We start from the raw sequence: 17,788 nt of genomic DNA, 5'->3' as shown, positions 1-17,788 counted from the left end.
CAAAGGAACAGTAAATGTCATCAAAGGACGAGCAATTTGGTAAATTTAGCCAAGGAAAAGCATGGAACACGTCATCAGATAACGATTGTTGGAAAGAAAATTTTGAAGGTGAGGTAAAATTTAATTCAAACATAATTTATGAAAAATACGTGCTCGGTCAACAACCCGGTAAAAGAGGGAAAGGTGAAGGCAATCCAATTCATTACTATATGCGCATTATTTGCAATCCTTCAAATAATACCAGCATGTGGGAAACTGGTACCGGGAAGGGGGTAGAAGATCGCTATGTATCCATAGAAATGGTGTTTCATATTCTTAAAGAACAAAATATCACCAATAGCGATGGTTTAAATGTGGATGATGAACTGATAAAATCTTTTGAATTATTTCGTGAGGGTGTCTATAAAGCTTGGAATAATAGATATTCGTTGGTTATAACAGATCACCGAAAGGGTAAAAATTGTAAAAATATTACACTTCCTATTCTTTTTGCCTTAACCGCTACCATAGATAATACCAATACCTATGATATCAGAGGCAGCTTTCAGCCCAACACGCCCGAATATGAAGGTCAAATCGCAAAAGCTCAGCAAAATCAAGAAAGCCCAATTAAATTAATTTACAATTGGAACGAGTCAAAATGGCATTATCTTATAATACACAATAAATTTGAGGGATACAATCCAGATGGATCAGAAAAAAGACCTTTTACAGATGGTATAGCAATGCACGTAGCAAAAATGGATCGTAACTCTTATAATCCAAAAGACTTCCCGCATTTTAATGCCAAAGAAAAACTATATGCTCAACAGCATGGAGTCATACGAAACATACCAAGAGAAATTTTATTTGCTCACGAATTTGGGCATATGCTGGGATTACCTGATGAATATTCAGGCGATGATAGATTTAATAAAACCGTTCAATATTACAAACCCGATGGAACATTAGATTCTCAACAAATAGATGCTCCGCGGGTTAAGCCTGGAGATGTTGAAGGTGCCACAATGATGAGTTCAAATGTTATGAAATTTCCATTACGATTGGGATGGGCATTTGGAATTGGCGCACAAATTTTATTAGATAAAAAAAGTAAAAAAGGAGATTATAGTTGTGATGTTATATTAAGTCACTCTAAGTAATAAGAAGATAAACATGATCAGAAAATTATATTCTATTCTATTGCTGCTCATAACAGCAAATATGGCTATCATTATAAATGCCCAAGCGCAAATGGAAAAATGTTTCTTTTATCCTCCTGTACCGAAGGGAAAAGTATTAGTTGAAACTATTTTTAGTAATATTGCTTCAGGAAAATATGATACCCCTGATGGAGCAAGGTTTCACGGATGGATTACGAATAAATCTGATCTTACTTTATCCCTTCCTATACAATGGATACAAACAAAAGGGGTTATAATCAAATTTGTAAACATTAAAAATCCAACATTACAATCATCAACAATTGGATATCCTCAAACAAACGAAAGTAAAGAACTTATAAGAACACCACCTGACAATACAGCAACTTATATACTTAAAGACCTTGGTGATGCAATCCGACAAGTCACTCAGAACAAACCAGCAGAAATACTGGCTACTGTTACTATGAGATTTCCTATCTATTTCGTTGGCTCCCCCAAACCTATTGGTGTTTATAAAAACGGGATTTATGAGCCAACTTATTATACTTGCATAAAACAATTTCATCTAAAATTCGGTATTAAACGCCCTAAACAAGATTAGAATGGTATTTAGAAATTGATGTGCAAGTTCTATCAAATCAAAAAGTAAAAAAGGAGAGTATAGTTGCGATGTTATATTAAGTCATTGGATTAATTTTAAAAATAGTAGATGATGTGTTTTAATCAAAATTGCATAACAAAAACAAAGTAGGGATATTAAAAAATAATCCACTACGATCTGCGGTTGAAGGTTTAAGTGATGAAGAATTTCCCGAATTAAAAGTATTAGATTACCAAGATATATATATGATTTAATAACAAAATTTATACACATTAATCATAGTTTTTTATTTAACTCTACTTATTTGCGGTGCTAGGTCGATAAGATCAAGTTGGGAAATATTATTGTTCATTGATAGAGGAACAAAACGTATCAATAAATAAGGAAATAAATGACAATTCACTTGTAACAAAGTTGATGATTTTTGATTTTTCGCTTAATATTTTTGTTCTCTTTTTTTTTAAATCCTGTTTAATCAAGATGACAATATATGCGACGAACAATGTGGTTAACTGGATAAAAGAGAAAAATAGCTGTTTAGGACATTCAAAGATACATGATGAATAGCATAAGCAAATATTGCTGCTCCTATGTTAAAAAATAATAATACCAGCAATTATGGATGTGACAAATAATTTTTCTAGGCTTATTTATGTGGCGTTGTTTATTTATTTCTTAAAAATAAAACTCACTTTTAATAATATTTTTTGGATATGCAGAGGATATAATATACTCATGATTATCCCTTAATCATATCCAAAATCTCAAGAGCAGCAGCATGGGATGGGGGTTGGTTATTAGGGGCCTGTAGTTGATGCATAATATGCGTAAATGCGTCCTGTTGGGCTTTAACTTTTTGAGGGTCAGTTAATAGTCCCATGATGGTTGCGCATAATTTTTCAGGGTGACAGTTTTCTTGCAATAATTCAGGTGCGACTTCGCGTCCCCCTAATAAATTTATCATAGCAACATAAGGGACTTTAATCATACGGCGTGCAATTATAGCCGTGATAGGATTGACACGATAGGTTACGGCCATTGGCACTTTTGCCAGGGCCAGTTCAAGGGTTGACGTTCCCGACTTGGTCAAAGCAGCATTTGCAGCAGCATAAGCATTATATTTGTCTTGAGGTTGGTGAATAATCAAAGGTTTAATCGGCCAATCATGAATATTATGTTCCACACGTTCCTTGGCCAAGGGAGAGGTAGGGATGACAGGAACCAGATCTGGTAGTTGTCTTTTTAATAAAAGAATGGTCTGTTTAAAAACAGGCATTAATTTGGGCAGTTCCGACCTGCGGCTTCCTGGCATTAATAACAGGATAGGGGCGTTAGGTTGAATATCGTGTTCTTTTCTGAATGTATCTGCATTGCCATGATGTACTTCAGTTTCCAATATGGGGTGGCCAACGAAATGAGTTTTTAAACCATGTTTGGAAAAGAATTCTTGTTCAAACGGTAGCAAGCAAAGTAACTTATCCCAAAGGCCTGGGAATTTTTTAACACGGCTTTCATGCCATGCCCAAACTTGGGGGGCGACATAGTGCACCCGCGGAATACGTAAGGGGGCAATTCGTTTTAACAATCTTAGTGAAAAGCCAGGACTGTCGATGGTTACCACCACGTCGGGTTGAATGGTTTTAATTTGATCTACAGCTTGGTTTAATCGATTGGATAACATGCGTATTTTTGGCAAAACTTCGACCAATCCCATGACAGCCAAATCTTGCATAGGGAACAGGATTTGTAATCCTTGTTCCTGCATTTTGGGGCCACCTACACCCACAAATTGTAGGGCAGGATTAAAATGACGCAGAGCTCTTATCAGTTTTGCCCCCAAATCATCGCCACTGGTTTCCCCAGCCAATAACCAGATTGTGCGTTCTTGATCTACAGAAGTCATGGCATATATTCTTTAAAATTATTGATGGTAAAGCTGATTTGGATCCATTAAAGGTTTACTAATTTCGACGACTTTATCATTGCGATATGCATAAAAGAAGCAATTGCGTCGCCCTGTGTGACAAGCAACGCCTTTTTGATCAACAAGCAACAATAATGTATCACCATCACAATCCAAACGCATCTCAATTAATGTCTGTACTTGACCAGAAGTCTCCCCTTTGCGCCATAATTTTTGTCGACTGCGAGAGAAATAACAGACTTGTTTAGTTGTTAACGTTTCAATAATTGATTCTTTGTTCATCCACGCCATCATTAAAACTTCGCTGGTGTCCGCTTGTTGGGCAACAGCTGGAATTAGCCCATCCGAGTTGAATTTCATTTGGGATAATAAAGAATCAATAGCAGAGTGTTTCATATACTGGACCTTTAAAGAGGGATAAAATAATATGCTTTAAATAAATGGTGACTCTCAGTATAAGCATTATATGAAACCATCCAAGATAAAAAATATTTTGTTTATTACCTCTACACGACTAGGGGATGCGGTTATTTCAACAGGAATATTGGATTATTTGCTGAAAACATATCCACAAGCAATGTTTACAATCGCCTGTGGCCCCGTAGCGGCAGGGATATTTGAACGAATGCCACGACGCAAAGAAACAATTATAATGTACAAACAGCGTTATGATTTGCATTGGTTTCATTTATGGCGGCGTTGTATAATGCAATCGTGGGATTTGATTGTGGATCTGAGGGGTTCAGCAATCAGTCTTTGTCTAAGCAGTAAAAAGCGAATAGTTATTCGTGGTGGACGCATAGGTGGTAGAAGAATAGAACATTTGGCAAAAGCATTTTTATTAGCACCCGCCCCATTGCCTGTAATGTGGATGAATAAGGAAGATCATAGTAAGGCTAGGGAACATTTACCTGGTCAGGATTATATTGCTTTGGCCCCTACGGCCAATTGGATGGGTAAGGTTTGGCCAATAGAACGATTTATAGAACTAGCAAAACGAATTTTATTGACCTATCCAACAATGCAGTTTGCTGTTTTTTATGGCCCAGGGCAGCAAGAATATGAAATGGTCAGACCTTTGTTAAGTATAAACTTGCCCACTATCGACGTGGGGGGAGATTTTACCCTTGCACAGGTTGGTGCAATGTTATCAAGGTGTAAAGGGTTCGTTGGGAATGATTCTGGGTTAATGCATTTGGCGGCGTCTTGTCAAATTCCTGTTTTGGGTTTATTTGGCCCCAGCAAGGTATCAGAATACGCCCCCGCAGGATTATACGCACGAGCCATTGTGGCAAAAGGTGAAGAAGGCAAAGCATCAATGAATGCATTATTGGTCAATGATGTTTTTATTGCATTCAAACAGTTATTGGCAGATCAAGAAAAAATCTTGAAAAATGAGAATTTTTAATTTGGACGGGAAATAAATTATGAACGATCAACCCGCAGCCTTACGTATTGCCCACGTGATGGCAGGTGCAGCCAATGGGGGGGCCGAGTTATTTTATGAACGCTTATGTATAGCCCAGCATGAACAAGGTTTGAATATTTTACCCATTATCCGAAAAAATTCAGAACGTTATCAGTTATTATCCTCGGTTGGATTAAAACCTTTGGAACTACCTTTTGGTGGAAAAATGGATTGGACTACTGGGCGAAAAATAGGTCAAGCTTTAAAACAATTTGCACCCAGAGTATCAATTGCATGGATGAATAGGGCTGCACAGTTTATGCCTGTGGGGGATTGGGTTTCTGTGGGCAGATTGGGCGGTTTTTATGATTTGAAATACTATAAAAACTGCGATCATCTGGTAGGGAATACCAAAGGAATTGTAAAATGGCTAAAAGAGCAAGGATGGCCAGAAGATCGTGCCCATTATGTGCCAAATTTTGCACGGGACTTTCCCAACGTAACACCAAAACGGCCAGAATATATTCCTGTAAATGCGCCGTTTTTGCTGGCATTGGGACGCTTACACAAAAATAAAGGTTTTGATGTCTTGATTAAAGCAATGACCATGCTAAAAGACGTTCATTTATTGATTGCTGGCGAGGGTGAGGAACGTGCAAATTTGGAAAATCTTGTTCGGTCTTTAGATATTGCTGATCGGGTGCATATGCCAGGATGGGTTCACGATATTTCCCAAGTTTTGGGGGCATGTGATGTGTTGGTTTGTTCATCGCGTCACGAACCTTTGGGGAATGTGGTATTAGAAGGGTTTGCAGCCACCAAACCTGTGGTTTCGATGGCTTCTCAGGGGCCTGTCGAATTAATTACACAGGAACATAATGGATTGTTATCACCATTGGAAGATGATGTTTTATTAGCACAATCTATTCAAAAACTGTTGGATCAGCCTGAATTTTCGCAAAAAATAGCAACGGCAGGACGACAAAAATTTGAACAGGAGTTCAGTAAACAAACAGTGTTACAGGCTTGGTTATCTTTTTTAAATACGGTTGAAAAAGTCTGATGTGTGGTGTTGCAGGGATTGCTTTAAAAGCAGGACAGCAAATTTCAGAGCAACAAAAAACCGCGTTAATGCAAGGCATTTCCCACCGTGGTCCCGATGGTGCTGGGGAGTGGAGTTATCAGCACGCTGTTTTGTTGCATGCTCGTTTGTCAATTGTTGATATTGCAGGAGGGGCACAACCTTTTATTCATCAGGATAAAATTGTCGTTGTTGCAAATGGTGAAATTTACAACGATTTGGAATTAAGGGCGGCTTTGCCTGATTATCCTTTTCAATCTTACAGTGATTGCGAAGGAATTATTCCTCTATGGCAACAATTTAAAATAAATTACCCTGAAAAGCTGCGGGGAATGTATGGGGTTGCCTTGGTGGATGTTGACGAAAATACAGTAGTACTCAGCCGTGATCCTTTTGGTATTAAACCTCTATATTACGCATGTGTTGAACAAGGGGTTGTATTTGCATCAGAACCCCAAGCTTTGATTAAGGCTGGGTTTGTATCAGCTGAGTTACATCAACCTGCTGTTGATGCGTTATTACAATTACAATTTGTGCCAGGTCAAGCAACGGTTTATCAGGGGATTTATCGATTGCAGCCTGGTGAAACATTGTTAATAAAACAGGGTGAAATTATCCAAAAGCAACGTATCGAGGTTTTTAAAGACAGTTTGAAAACAATTTCTGATCCAAAATTTGCTTTGTCAAAATTAGATAAAATTTTAGAGGAAAGTGTTCGTATTCACGAACGTTCAGATGTACCTTTTGGATTATTTTTATCAAGTGGTATTGATAGTAGTATTCTTTTAAAAATGATGCAGCGATTGGGACAGGAAAAAAAGATTCATGCTTGGACGGCACGGTTTGAAACCAATGGTCATCAAAACTATGTTGTGGATGAAGCAGATCAGGCTGCTATAATAGCCAAGGAACTTGGTGTTGAGCATCATATATTTTCTATCTCTCAACAAGCAGTATGGGAAAATTTACCACAGATTATTGCTTGTATGGACGATCCCGTGGCAGATTATGCCATTATTCCGACTTGGTTTTTAGCCAAAGAAGCCAGTCAAAATGTAAAAGTCGTTTTGTCGGGAGAAGGTGGGGATGAATTATTTGGAGGATATGGTCGATATCGCAAAGCCAGCAAACCCTGGTGGCAGGGCGGGAAAAAAATGTATCGTAGAGGGGTGTTTGATCAAACATCCTACTTACGTTCATCTTTATCTTTGTGGCGCGATGGCATTACAGTATGCGAAAAACAAACCGATTTCGTAGATATGACCCCGTTTACCAAAGCACAAAAAATCGATATTGAAACATGGTTACCCAATGATTTATTAATTAAATTAGATCGTTGCCTAATGATTCATGGGGTTGAGGGAAGGGTTCCGTTTTTAGATAAAAAGCTTGCGCAATTTGCATTTAATTTGGCTGATTCATTAAAGGTTCAACACGGACAAGGGAAATGGATTTTAAGAAAATGGTTAGAGGAACATTTACCCAGTGCCCAACCTTTCGCATCTAAAAAAGGTTTCAGTGTCCCCATTGGATTGTGGATTGAACAAAATGCCAATTCCTTGGCCAGTCTGGTAAAAATGCAAGCAGGTATAAAAGAAATTGCTTTTTGTGATAAAATTTTGACATTATTTGAAAAAGCCTCTGGCAGGAAAGAACGCTATATGGCATGGAATCTATTGTTTTATGCATTGTGGCATCAAATTCATATCATGGGTAAATCACCTAAGGGTTCGGTAACGGACGTTTTGGCAGCTTAGAAGAAAAGAAAGAGCAGCATGCATTATGATTTAATTTTAAGAAATGGTATTTGCATTTTTCCTTGGGGCCAGGAAAAGGTAAATATAGGTGTTAGAAATGGCCGTATTCTTTCCCTATCTGTTGGGGGAAATGACGAGGCAGCACAAGTGATTGATGCAACAGGACTGCATGTTTTGCCAGGACTGATGGATTGTCATGTTCATTTTCGTGAACCTGGAAATGCTTTGGTTGAAACGATTGAAACGGGAACCAAGGCAGCTGCATTGGGTGGATTAACAACGGTTTTGGATATGCCCAATACCAATCCTGTTGTTGCGGATTTGGAAATGATTCAATGGAAACAGCAACGCGCTGTGGAAACCAGTTGGGTTAATTTTGGATTTTATGTTGGGGCAACTCGTGATAATATCCAAGATTTAGCCAGTCTTGAATCTCAGAAAGGTGTGTGTGGAACCAAGGTGTATGCGGGTTCTTCTACAGGGTCTTTGATGGTAGAGGACGACGCCAGTCTTGAACAGGTGATGTTATATGGCCGTCGTCGTGTTTGTTACCACGCCGAGGATGAGTATCGTTTACAAGAGCGTAAAAAGCTGTTTTGTGAAGGTATGCCGTATGAAAACCATCGTTTATGGCGTGATGAAGAATGTGCGTTTTTAGGGACACGTCGGATTATTGCGCTGGCTCAGAAAACGCGACGTCCTGCGCATATTTTACATACAACCACTCAAGAGGAGCTGGAATGGTTGGTTGATTATAAAGATATTGCAACGATCGAAGTGTTGGTTAATCATTTAACCCAAATTGCCCCAGAATGTTACGAACGTTTACAAGGGCGTGCAGTGATGAACCCCCCCATTCGAGATCAACGTCACTATGATGCATGTTGGGCTGCGGTTCGTAATGGTGTTGTCGATATCGTTTCATCAGACCACGCCCCCCATGATCCAACATTAAAGGCAAAACCGTGGCTATGCTGTCCTTCTGGAATGTTGGGGGTACAGACAATTGTGCCTCTTATGTTAAATCACGTGAACGAGGGGCGTTTATCTTTGAATAGATTAGCAGATGTAATGTCTGCCAATCCTGCACGGATTTATGGTATGCCAACTAAGGGTCGTATACAAGTGGGATATGATGCAGATTTTACCCTGGTGGATATGCAGAAAAAACGCCGTATTACCAACGATTGGATTGTATCCCCTGCAGGGTGGACCCCTTATGATCAAACGGATGTAAAGGGTTGGCCAATGGTAACAATTGTCAAAGGTCAAATTATCATGCAAAATGATCAAGTTTTAGGCAGCCCGCAGGGAGAACTGGTTGAGTTTTTGTCATAAATAAAGTGTGGCGTTATCTTTTATTTCAAATAAATGTCTTTAAGGATTGAAAAATGAAATTATTATTACAAGTGGGTTTAATAGCTTTAGGTATGACGGCTAGTGGGGCAGTTTATGCCCAAGACTGGGCTGCAAATTGTGGACGCGAACCCAAAGCCCCCGCGTTAAATGTGTCGAATGTTACCAATTATAATAACAGTGTTGAACATTTTTCTGCTTATGATAAAGCTGCGCGTGCTTATTATGCCTGTGTTGCAAAGCAAGCCCATGCCAAGCAAACCGCGATCAGCCAAAAAGCAAAGGCAGAGATGGAGCCATATCAAAAAGCAACAACTGAAATTCGCAGCCGAATTACAGCTAATTTAACGAAAATGCAAACAGAATTAAAAGCTGCTGGGAAAAAATTGGGGGCGAAACCTAAAAAGTAGGTTATGTAAATATTGACAATCCTTAATATAGTGAGGGATAGCATTGATTGATAGAAAAGGAGTATGTTCAGGTGTCTGATGACCTGTTAAAAGAAATTACTGCGGACATCCGTGCAGAAAAATTGCGTGCCAATGCTCGTCGTTATGTTATATTTGCTGTTGCCTTGCTTGTTATTGTTTTTACAGCACTGGGTGTATGGCAGTATCGGGTTTATCAATATAATAAAACAATTGAGAAAGCTTCTTTTTCCTATTTCAATACGTTATATAAAATTGATCCGATTTCAGGTCAGCCTGTTTCTGCCGAGATACAAAAACAGGCTTTGGAACAATTTAAGGCCTTATCTGATAATTCTCCTCAATCTATTCGGTCCATATCCCAATTAGAACAGGCTGGAATACTGGCTTCTGAAGGTAAAGTTAAAGAGGCCTCTATTATTTGGGAAACATTAAGTGGTGATAATACTGCTAAGCCTGAATTTAGATCTTTGGCAGGATTATTGTGGATTCAACATCATTTAGACACTGCATCTTCAACGGAGCTGCGTAACCGTATTCATAAATTAATAGAGCAAAAAACGCCTTGGACTGCCTTGCTTAAGGAATGCCAGGCATTACTCGATATAAAAACAGGTAAATTAATCGAGGCCAGACAAGTATTAGGTCAATTAACAATCGATATGAACGCACCCCCAGGGGTAAGAGAGCGTGCAAGTATGATGTTACAAATCATTGCCAGTAACAAAGTTGCTAATCAGAAGGTACCTCAATAATGAAATCTCTTTCGAATTCCCATAAAAACTTTTCACGACGATCCTTATTACTAGCTTCTGGTAGTGGAATGTTACTGGCTGCTTGTGGGCATAAGGATCATAAGCCTGTTTTGGTGGGGCAACGGGTTAATGTATTTAGTTCTGGTGCGGGGTTAATGGTTGATAAAGATGATCAAACCCCAATTACAATCCCACCACCTGTTATCGAACATCAATGGATGCTGGAGGGGCGTGTGCCAAGCCATGCTTCAATTCACAGTGCAATTGGTGGGGTTCGTAAATTATGGGATTGCAGTATTGGATCTGGTAATTCAGAACCTAGTCCTTTGGCTTTTATTGCTTTGGGATCTAAGGGCAGGGGTATTATAAATACCACACCCGTTGTGGACGGGGATCGGTTTTACACCATGGATGCTGTTGGGAAAGTAACAGCTTTTGACTCTTCGTCCAGAAAAGTATTATGGCGTTTAAATCCAAATAAAAAAGGATCTAAATCCAGTAACCTCGGTGGAGGGATCGGATTAACCAGTGATGCTCTTTATATCGTTGATGGGGTTGCTGAAACTTTACGGGTTGATCGTGAAACGGGTAAAGTTGTGTGGCGTGTTGATTTGGGAACGCCTGGGCGTTCTGCACCAACAATTGTTGGTGATCGAGTATTTTTTGGTACTATTGATGGCAGTTTATTTTGTTTAGATGCCAAAACAGGTACTCAATTATGGTCTTATCGTACAGGCAGTGTTGATACAAAATTATTTGGACAGCCTGCGCCAGCATATTTCAGTGGAATTTTAGTGGCTGGATTTGGAACGGGCGATTTGGTTGCTTTGCGTGCTCAAACAGGTGAAGAAATATGGACAGATACTTTGGGACGTAGTGGACGCGATTCGTATACCGATTTCTCTGCGGTCAGTGCATTGCCTATCATTGTTGATGGCACGGTATATGCAATTAGTTTGGGTTCTGTGCTTGTTGCAATTGACGTCAGATCGGGTCGAAGATTATGGGAACGTGAGGCCTCTGGTCAGAATGCTATGGTTGCGATTGCAGATTGGTTGTTTGTATTGTCTTTGGATCAACAATTGGCATGTCTAGACCGAATAACAGGACGAGTACGCTGGGTTACGCAGCTGCGTCGTTTTAAAAATGTTGAAAAATCAAGTAACCCAATTGCCTGGTATGGCCCAGTACTTGGGGGTGGGCAATTAATTTGCATCAGTGATTTTTCTGAAAATGGATTGGTTACGGTTGATCCAGCCACAGGGAAAGTGACAAAGGTTGTGAAAACAGATATAACCCCAGCGCTTGCCCCTGTTATTGTTAATGAACGTTTGCTGGTTGTTGGACAAGACGGCAAGTTGACGGCTTTTGGATAGGAATAAATTTAGGTGTCATTATCCGCTAAATCTTTGCCTGTGGTTGTTATTGCAGGGCGACCCAATGTTGGAAAATCAACTCTTTTTAATCGTCTGGCAGGCAGACGTTATGCAATTGTCAGTGATCAACCTGGGGTAACACGTGATCGCAAATCAGTTGATATTATGTTGCAAAATCGTGCAGTAACGTTGATGGATACAGCTGGATGGGAAGAAGATGATCCCCAAACTGTTTTTGGTCGTATGCGTGAATCCTCTGAACGGGCGGTCGATTGTGCGGATGTGATTATTTTTTGCGTGGATGCCCGTGCAGGAATTACCCCAGTGGACGAGCATTTTGCCCAGTGGTTGCGCAAACAAGGACGAAAAATTGTTCTGGTTGCGAACAAAGCTGAAGGTCATGCAGGCAATATTGCTGCATTGGAAATGTATAGTTTCGGCTTGGGTGAACCTATTCCTGTATCTGCGGAACATGGTGAAGGTATGGTTGATTTGGTTGATGCCGTATTGGAACGTTTGCCAGAAGAAACCCCTTTGGATTTTTCAGAGGATGAAGAAGAATCTGATCGTCCCTTGCGACTAGCTATAGTTGGCAGACCAAATGCAGGCAAGTCAACATTGATTAATCAGTTATTGGGTGAACAAAGAGTTATCACAGGGCCAGAGGCAGGATTAACCCGAGATTCCATTGCGGTCTTATTAAAAGACGATGTTGGCGAGGTTGAACTCGTAGATACAGCGGGTTTACGGCGCAAGGCTCGGATTGACGAGACATTGGAAAAAATGTCCGTTTCTGCCAGTATTGAGGCATTAAAGATGGCTGAAGTGGTTGTCTTGGTCATAGATGCTGAACTGGGCGTGCATGAACAGGATTTGCAAATTGCGCGTTTGGTTGAAAGAGAAGGGCGTTGTTGTGTCATAGCCCTAAATAAATGGGATATATTAGAAAATAGGGACGAGGTTCGGCAAAATATCAAAGATCGAATTGAAATGTCTTTATCCCAGATGAATGGTATCGCTGTTGTTTCTTTCTCGGCCTTGACGGGGCGGGGTGTACATAAATTATTGCCCGCAGTGCGTAGGGCCTATGAGATATGGAATAAACGCATTCCAACAGGTGCTTTAAATCGCTGGTTTGAAGAAGCATTAACTCGGCATGCACCACCAATGGTTGATGGGCGCCGTTTAAAAATACGTTATATTACTCAGGCTAAGGCTCGACCACCAACCTTTATTTTATTTGGTACTCGAACGTCAAAATTACCGATGGATTATCAACGGTATTTAGTTAACGGGATGCGTGCCACATTCGATATGCCAGGAACCCCCATTCGTTTACAGTTTAGGGACAGTAAAAACCCTTATGTTTCTGCAGATAAAGCATAATTGATTTTTTTGCTGTGAGATTACAGCCAAGGTATTTTTTACCTTGGCTTTTTTTATAAGGCTTCTTTGTGCTGTAGATATATATTTAAAATAATACTTATAAAGAGCAGAAAAAACAAAACAATAAATCCCATCAAATGAAAGACATATATCAGCAAAACACCAGTAAACGCCCCTATAACAAAAGCAATCAGTAATGAAAATTGGATGATGAGATTATTTTTTGTTTCTATGTAATGATTATCATTTTTTTGTAAGGTAAAATAAGTGTTAATAAAAGAGGTAGCCATTCCCGTGATGTAGCTGGAATGAATACCGATTTTTTTTATTGAATAAATGGTACCGTTTTGCAAACCTAAGGCAAAGCTTAAACCCAGTAAGAAGAGAATATCACTTATTTCTGTGTGTAAGGTAATTTGTAAAATGAAAATGACAATAATAATGCAAAATTGGAAAAATAGAGCTATAGACGTGCTGTAACTGTATTTTTTTCTTATCCTTAAACGAAACCATGTCCCAAGTAAAGTGCCGCTGATAAACCCTATCAAAGCAATTACTGATTTAATTACCAGATGTATGTTTCCGTACACGCCGTGAATAATACTTAAAATGACGTTCCCAGTTATATGACCTGTAAATATTCCAAATATTAAAAACGAACTGGCGTCAGCAAATCCACCGATAAATGTAAATAAAATCATGTATATTATTGATAAAGAATAAATGTTTTTTTGTGGATTTAACATAATATTATTGAAGATATAATGAAAAAAGGGTAAGTTTTAAAGATTACTATTTCAACAAGCTCTTCTTTTATATCACGAAAACTTACAGAAATAGTCATATTTTTGCCTTAAAGATCATCAAATATCATACTTAACGCACAATAAAATTACCTTAATATTTGATGAAGTGCACTTAAAATAAGGATTTTGATCATGTTTAATAAAAAATTATTAACTTCTATGGTTGTTGCCAGTGGTTTAAGTTTGGGGGCTGTTGGATCCGCATGGGCACAACCTGCCGATGATGCCCCACCCCCTCCACCACCTCCTCCTGGGGAAATGCCACCACCGCATCATCCCGGGATGTTTGGTCCAGAAGTTGGCCCTATGGGCATGATCTTTAAAGGTATTCAATTTACAAAAGAACAAAAAAAGCAAATTCATGATATTTTAGCCAAAGCTCGTGCTGATGAACGTGCAAATCATCAAGATATGAAGGCTATTCATAATGAATTGGCAACAGCATTATTGTCGCCAGGAAAGGTTACCAAAGAAAGCTTAAAGCCAATTTTAGACAAGCAAACAGCTTTGGAAGAAGCCACCAAAGATCGCCATTTAACCACATTGCTGGCTTTACGTGATGTCTTGACACCTCAACAGTTGGCTCAAGCAAAAGTTCGCTATGGAAAATTGCAAGAGATCAGAAAACAAATGAAGCAATTGCATAAGCAAATTCGCGATATTAACGAACCCGCACCTGCTGCTGAATAACTCTGGTCTTTTAATTTTTATTGAAGAGTTGTTCTGTACTATACGATAATTTAGCCTGTTATCCTTCAAAGGGTAACAGGTTTTTTTTATTCAGCAAGGATCAAAGTTGTGTTGATTAATATAAAGAGGTTAAAAATATACGGGTTATTTTGTTTATGTATTGCCACGGTAATAGGAGATTTGGATCGTGCATGGTGCGTGCCTTTAACTAAAACGGATAATTTTGATGTAACCTTGCCAAGAGCTTGTCTTACATTGTCAGCACAATCTGTAGCTTTTGATTTACCATTACCTATAACTTTATTGAACAGGGTTGATCAAGAACGAATTCATACAATTTTAAAGGGTGCACTCGTTCAAACTTGTACATTGCAGATACAATATGACAGTATTATTCAACGCATCATTGCACTATTGTTAGAAAATCAAGATGTATCTAAAGAACAATTAAAACCTTATTTGAATCAGCTTTTATCTTGGGTGCAGGAAGATACGCTTAACAGAATACAAACTGTTGATGCAGTACGAAAAATAATCCAGCCTATGACATGGCAGAAAGTAATTGATGATTATAATCTGTTTATTACCGCCCAACAAACCCTATGGAATCATCAGGAACAAATACAACAATCTTATGCTTCATTAATGAATGGCGATAATACATTCAAAATATCGCCTTTATCGCTGTACGTACCTGATCAGCGTGGGGCAATAAATGCAAAATTTATGTCGTTAGAACAAATTATGACTAATCTTGTTTTATCCAGCAATCAGCAAAAAAATGTTTATTCTATTCTTGAAAAGCAAAGAAATCAAATCCACATAGCTGCAAAAGAGCAATTAAAAATATTGCAAAAGCTTATTCCCTTGTTATCTAAACAAAAGGATGCATCGTTTCCAAAAAATTACAAATTGATATTTGGTCAATTAACGCATCAGGATTATTTAATCCAATATTATCAAATACAGAGCTTATCTGAGATTTTTAATTTGCTCACTTTGGAACAAAGAGCAGAGCTAAAAGCAAAATATATGATGATAAAAGGTGCACAATAGATTTGTCTAAACTTTAAAAAAATTTTAATACTAAACAAAGAACAGATTTTGTTTTTACAATGACGTTGCGTTTGCTATGATTATTGTAAAATAGTTAACATAGTATTTTCATATATTGGCATAGAAATGACAAAAATATACACACAACAGGATCGTTGGTTATTTACCGATGCCAATGCAGCCGTAGACCAATTAATTGATATTTACCAAACAAATGTTTCGTATTTAAAAGAACATTATATTGCTTTTTGCAATGGTCACGATTTTCCAGAAAAAATTCGTGCCTGTTATCCCGAGATCCGGTTTGATTTAAAACAACTGACACAAATTGATCATAAATTATCCTATGGTTTTTTTGAGAATATTGGTCATTATTCAACATCAATTACCCAGCCCCAGCTTTTTAGACAGTATCTTTACGAACAAATATCAAAGATTATGGCAAATCACCATATACAGGTTGAGATTGGGGTAAGCTCTCTAGAAATACCAATTAAATTTGTTGAAAATTATGACCATATTCCCATACAGAACCTGACCCAAGAACGACTATCAAAATTAGATCGGACTTTTACAAATATTGATATGACTAAAATTGATGATGGGATTGCCGATGGCTCGTATACTATCTCATCGAACAGTCAGCCGTTATGTTTGTTTAATGCCTTAAGGGTTGATTTGGCTTTACAACGGTTGGAACATTACACGGGATGCAGTTTTAAAGATTTTCAGAATTTTATTATTTTGACGAATTATCCCTTTCATATTGATTATTTTGCTCGTTTCTCCGTTCATAACTTGGGCATATTAACCGATGATACTATTCCTAAAAGTCATATTGCTTACCAACAATTTATAACGCCAAACCTGTCTTTAAAAGTAGGGGATGAAGCAATCACTAACGATGCGCTGAATACCTGTTTATTACAAATGAATTCAGAATATCAGATGCCAGCCTGTCATTTGACTGCAGATAATCACCAAGGCATCACCATTGTTAATATTGGGGTGGGACCCAGTAATGCGAAAACCATTACGGATTGTTTGGCGGTTCTGCGCCCACATTGTTGGTTGATGGTTGGGCATTGTGCTGGACTTGATTCACGTATGAATATCGGGGATATGATTTTAGCCAATTCTTTTGAGCGTAAAGATTTTTTATTGGATCATTACGTGCCATTGGCAAAACCCATTCCTATTCTATCAGAAATACAGACCGCATTGCAAAAGGCTTATATTCAGGTTAGGGCTTTGCAACATCATCCATGCTCTCCAAAGGATATGCGTACGGGAACGGTCTTGACAGTAGCTGATCGTAATTGGGAATGGGAAACTTCAGAAACTATTCGCAGTGCCTTACAATCCAGTACTTCAATTGCCGTGGATATGGAAAGTGCAACCATTGCAACCAATGGATATCGTTTCAGAATTCCCTATGGGGTATTATTATCTGTTTCGGATAAGCCACTGCACAACCAACCCAAATTGCCCCGTTCAGCACGTCATTTTTATAATCAGTCAAGAGCAGAACATATTTTAACCGCAATTTTTGCTTTTGAAATCATGATGGAAAATAGTGATAGTTTGCATAGTCGTAAATTACGTAGAACTGTTGGAGAAGTGGCTTTTCGCTAGGTTGTTTGACAAGTGAGGGTTTGCTTTAAATCCTCATAATATTTTTTCTTATACTGAATCGTTTTTAAAGTCTGTTGAAGTTCTGCGATTTGTTGTTTTACTTTTTTTTCTTGTTCTTTGAACAAATTCAACCTTTGATCAACGGTATCGTCACCCTGGATAATCCATTGAATAAATTGTTTAATTTCTTTGATCCTCATACCAGAATTTTTAAGACAATGAATCAAAGATATCCACTCTAGATCTTTTTCTTGAAATTGTCTTACTCCATTAACGTTTCTGTGGATGAAAGGGAATAGACCTTCTTTGGCATAATAACGGACGGTGTGGGGATTCATGTGCATCTTTTGAGCGACTTTTTGAATGGTATACATGGTAATTCTT

17 protein-coding genes are annotated in these 17,788 nt (G+C 38.4%); 13 read left to right on the top strand and 4 right to left on the bottom strand.

Features of this window, described 5'->3' with window-relative positions:
• Positions 1–14: 14 nt before the first annotated feature.
• Both QJV27_RS03485 and QJV27_RS03480 read left to right on the top strand, forming a co-directional pair.
• The gene (locus tag QJV27_RS03485; RefSeq protein WP_281447589.1) at positions 15–1,142 is read left to right on the top strand and encodes a hypothetical protein; all 1,128 of its coding nucleotides are present in this window, start codon (positions 15–17) and stop codon (positions 1,140–1,142) included.
• Between the two features lie 13 nt (positions 1,143–1,155).
• Complete coding sequence (locus tag QJV27_RS03480; RefSeq protein ID WP_281447588.1) at positions 1,156–1,746, top strand: hypothetical protein; 591 nt, start codon at positions 1,156–1,158, stop codon at positions 1,744–1,746.
• A 739-nt stretch (positions 1,747–2,485) separates the two neighbouring features.
• Here the strand turns inward: QJV27_RS03480 and lpxB are convergent.
• Positions 2,486–3,649 carry a lipid-A-disaccharide synthase gene (gene lpxB, locus QJV27_RS03475; RefSeq protein WP_281447587.1) on the bottom strand — a complete coding sequence of 388 codons (1,164 nt, stop codon included), beginning with the start codon at positions 3,647–3,649 and terminating at the stop codon, positions 2,486–2,488.
• Between the two features lie 18 nt (positions 3,650–3,667).
• On the bottom strand, positions 3,668–4,066 hold the full coding sequence (gene hisI / locus QJV27_RS03470; protein WP_281447586.1) for a phosphoribosyl-AMP cyclohydrolase: 399 nt from the start codon (positions 4,064–4,066) through the stop codon (positions 3,668–3,670).
• Between the two features lie 70 nt (positions 4,067–4,136).
• Here hisI and QJV27_RS03465 point away from each other — a divergent pair, with 70 nt between their 5' ends.
• The 8 genes from QJV27_RS03465 to der all read left to right on the top strand — a co-directional run bounded on the left by QJV27_RS03465 (position 4,137) and on the right by der (position 13,217).
• Entirely contained in the window at positions 4,137–5,078 is a 942-nt protein-coding gene (locus tag QJV27_RS03465) for a glycosyltransferase family 9 protein (RefSeq protein WP_281447585.1), read from the top strand.
• Between the two features lie 19 nt (positions 5,079–5,097).
• Positions 5,098–6,141: a glycosyltransferase gene (locus tag QJV27_RS03460; RefSeq protein ID WP_281447584.1), complete on the top strand. Its 1,044-nt coding sequence runs from the start codon at positions 5,098–5,100 to the stop codon at positions 6,139–6,141.
• Positions 6,141–7,916, top strand: coding sequence for an asparagine synthase (glutamine-hydrolyzing) (asnB, locus tag QJV27_RS03455; RefSeq protein WP_281447583.1), 1,776 nt, complete (start codon positions 6,141–6,143; stop codon positions 7,914–7,916). The genes QJV27_RS03460 and asnB overlap by 1 nt, the downstream gene beginning before the upstream one ends.
• 18 nt (positions 7,917–7,934) lie before the next feature.
• The gene (locus QJV27_RS03450; RefSeq protein ID WP_281447582.1) at positions 7,935–9,254 is read left to right on the top strand and encodes a dihydroorotase; all 1,320 of its coding nucleotides are present in this window, start codon (positions 7,935–7,937) and stop codon (positions 9,252–9,254) included.
• 53 nt (positions 9,255–9,307) lie between these two features.
• Positions 9,308–9,682 (top strand): hypothetical protein, encoded by a 375-nt coding sequence (locus QJV27_RS03445; protein WP_281447581.1) that lies wholly within the window; start codon positions 9,308–9,310, stop codon positions 9,680–9,682.
• Between the two features lie 71 nt (positions 9,683–9,753).
• Positions 9,754–10,455, top strand: a complete 702-nt coding sequence (locus QJV27_RS03440) for a hypothetical protein (RefSeq protein ID WP_281447580.1) — start codon at positions 9,754–9,756, stop codon at positions 10,453–10,455.
• Positions 10,455–11,831: an outer membrane protein assembly factor BamB family protein gene (locus QJV27_RS03435; protein ID WP_281447579.1), complete on the top strand. Its 1,377-nt coding sequence runs from the start codon at positions 10,455–10,457 to the stop codon at positions 11,829–11,831. The genes QJV27_RS03440 and QJV27_RS03435 overlap by 1 nt, the downstream gene beginning before the upstream one ends.
• 12 nt (positions 11,832–11,843) lie before the next feature.
• Positions 11,844–13,217, top strand: coding sequence for a ribosome biogenesis GTPase Der (gene der, locus QJV27_RS03430; protein WP_281447578.1), 1,374 nt, complete (start codon positions 11,844–11,846; stop codon positions 13,215–13,217).
• 53 nt (positions 13,218–13,270) lie between these two features.
• Here the strand turns inward: der and QJV27_RS03425 are convergent, their stop codons facing one another.
• Positions 13,271–13,918, bottom strand: coding sequence for a YoaK family protein (locus QJV27_RS03425; RefSeq protein WP_281447577.1), 648 nt, complete (start codon positions 13,916–13,918; stop codon positions 13,271–13,273).
• A gap of 237 nt (positions 13,919–14,155) precedes the next feature.
• On the opposite strand from QJV27_RS03425, the gene QJV27_RS03420 reads away from it, so the two are divergent.
• From QJV27_RS03420 to QJV27_RS03410, 3 genes are all read left to right on the top strand, one after another.
• Complete coding sequence (locus QJV27_RS03420) at positions 14,156–14,713, top strand: Spy/CpxP family protein refolding chaperone (RefSeq protein WP_281447576.1); 558 nt, start codon at positions 14,156–14,158, stop codon at positions 14,711–14,713.
• Between the two features lie 108 nt (positions 14,714–14,821).
• Positions 14,822–15,769 carry a hypothetical protein gene (locus QJV27_RS03415; protein WP_281447575.1) on the top strand — a complete coding sequence of 316 codons (948 nt, stop codon included), beginning with the start codon at positions 14,822–14,824 and terminating at the stop codon, positions 15,767–15,769.
• Between the two features lie 126 nt (positions 15,770–15,895).
• Positions 15,896–17,404, top strand: coding sequence for an AMP nucleosidase (locus tag QJV27_RS03410; protein WP_281447574.1), 1,509 nt, complete (start codon positions 15,896–15,898; stop codon positions 17,402–17,404).
• On the opposite strand, the gene QJV27_RS03405 is transcribed toward QJV27_RS03410, so the two are convergent.
• Entirely contained in the window at positions 17,401–17,778 is a 378-nt protein-coding gene (locus tag QJV27_RS03405) for a MerR family transcriptional regulator (protein ID WP_281447573.1), read from the bottom strand. The genes QJV27_RS03410 and QJV27_RS03405 overlap by 4 nt on opposite strands.
• Positions 17,779–17,788: the final 10 nt, after the last annotated feature.

Source organism: Commensalibacter oyaizuii (genome assembly GCF_029953265.1).
In the GTDB taxonomy this organism is placed as follows: domain Bacteria; phylum Pseudomonadota; class Alphaproteobacteria; order Acetobacterales; family Acetobacteraceae; genus Commensalibacter; species Commensalibacter oyaizuii.
Note: the sequence above shows the minus strand (reverse complement) of the source record. Positions and strands in the feature narration are given on the sequence as shown.

What these genes read in the sequence shown, in the direction of transcription:
- QJV27_RS03485 (WP_281447589.1), top strand. Translation starts at nt 15, where the DNA reads ATGTCATCAAAGGACGAGCAATTTGGTAAATTTAGCCAAGGAAAAGCA.
- QJV27_RS03480 (WP_281447588.1), top strand. Translation starts at nt 1,156, where the DNA reads ATGATCAGAAAATTATATTCTATTCTATTGCTGCTCATAACAGCAAAT.
- lpxB (WP_281447587.1), bottom strand. Translation starts at nt 3,649, where the DNA reads ATGACTTCTGTAGATCAAGAACGCACAATCTGGTTATTGGCTGGGGAA.
- hisI (WP_281447586.1), bottom strand. Translation starts at nt 4,066, where the DNA reads ATGAAACACTCTGCTATTGATTCTTTATTATCCCAAATGAAATTCAAC.
- QJV27_RS03465 (WP_281447585.1), top strand. Translation starts at nt 4,137, where the DNA reads ATGAAACCATCCAAGATAAAAAATATTTTGTTTATTACCTCTACACGA.
- QJV27_RS03460 (WP_281447584.1), top strand. Translation starts at nt 5,098, where the DNA reads ATGAACGATCAACCCGCAGCCTTACGTATTGCCCACGTGATGGCAGGT.
- asnB (WP_281447583.1), top strand. Translation starts at nt 6,141, where the DNA reads ATGTGTGGTGTTGCAGGGATTGCTTTAAAAGCAGGACAGCAAATTTCA.
- QJV27_RS03450 (WP_281447582.1), top strand. Translation starts at nt 7,935, where the DNA reads ATGCATTATGATTTAATTTTAAGAAATGGTATTTGCATTTTTCCTTGG.
- QJV27_RS03445 (WP_281447581.1), top strand. Translation starts at nt 9,308, where the DNA reads ATGAAATTATTATTACAAGTGGGTTTAATAGCTTTAGGTATGACGGCT.
- QJV27_RS03435 (WP_281447579.1), top strand. Translation starts at nt 10,455, where the DNA reads ATGAAATCTCTTTCGAATTCCCATAAAAACTTTTCACGACGATCCTTA.
- QJV27_RS03425 (WP_281447577.1), bottom strand. Translation starts at nt 13,918, where the DNA reads ATGATTTTATTTACATTTATCGGTGGATTTGCTGACGCCAGTTCGTTT.
- QJV27_RS03420 (WP_281447576.1), top strand. Translation starts at nt 14,156, where the DNA reads ATGTTTAATAAAAAATTATTAACTTCTATGGTTGTTGCCAGTGGTTTA.
- QJV27_RS03410 (WP_281447574.1), top strand. Translation starts at nt 15,896, where the DNA reads ATGACAAAAATATACACACAACAGGATCGTTGGTTATTTACCGATGCC.
- QJV27_RS03405 (WP_281447573.1), bottom strand. Translation starts at nt 17,778, where the DNA reads ATGTATACCATTCAAAAAGTCGCTCAAAAGATGCACATGAATCCCCAC.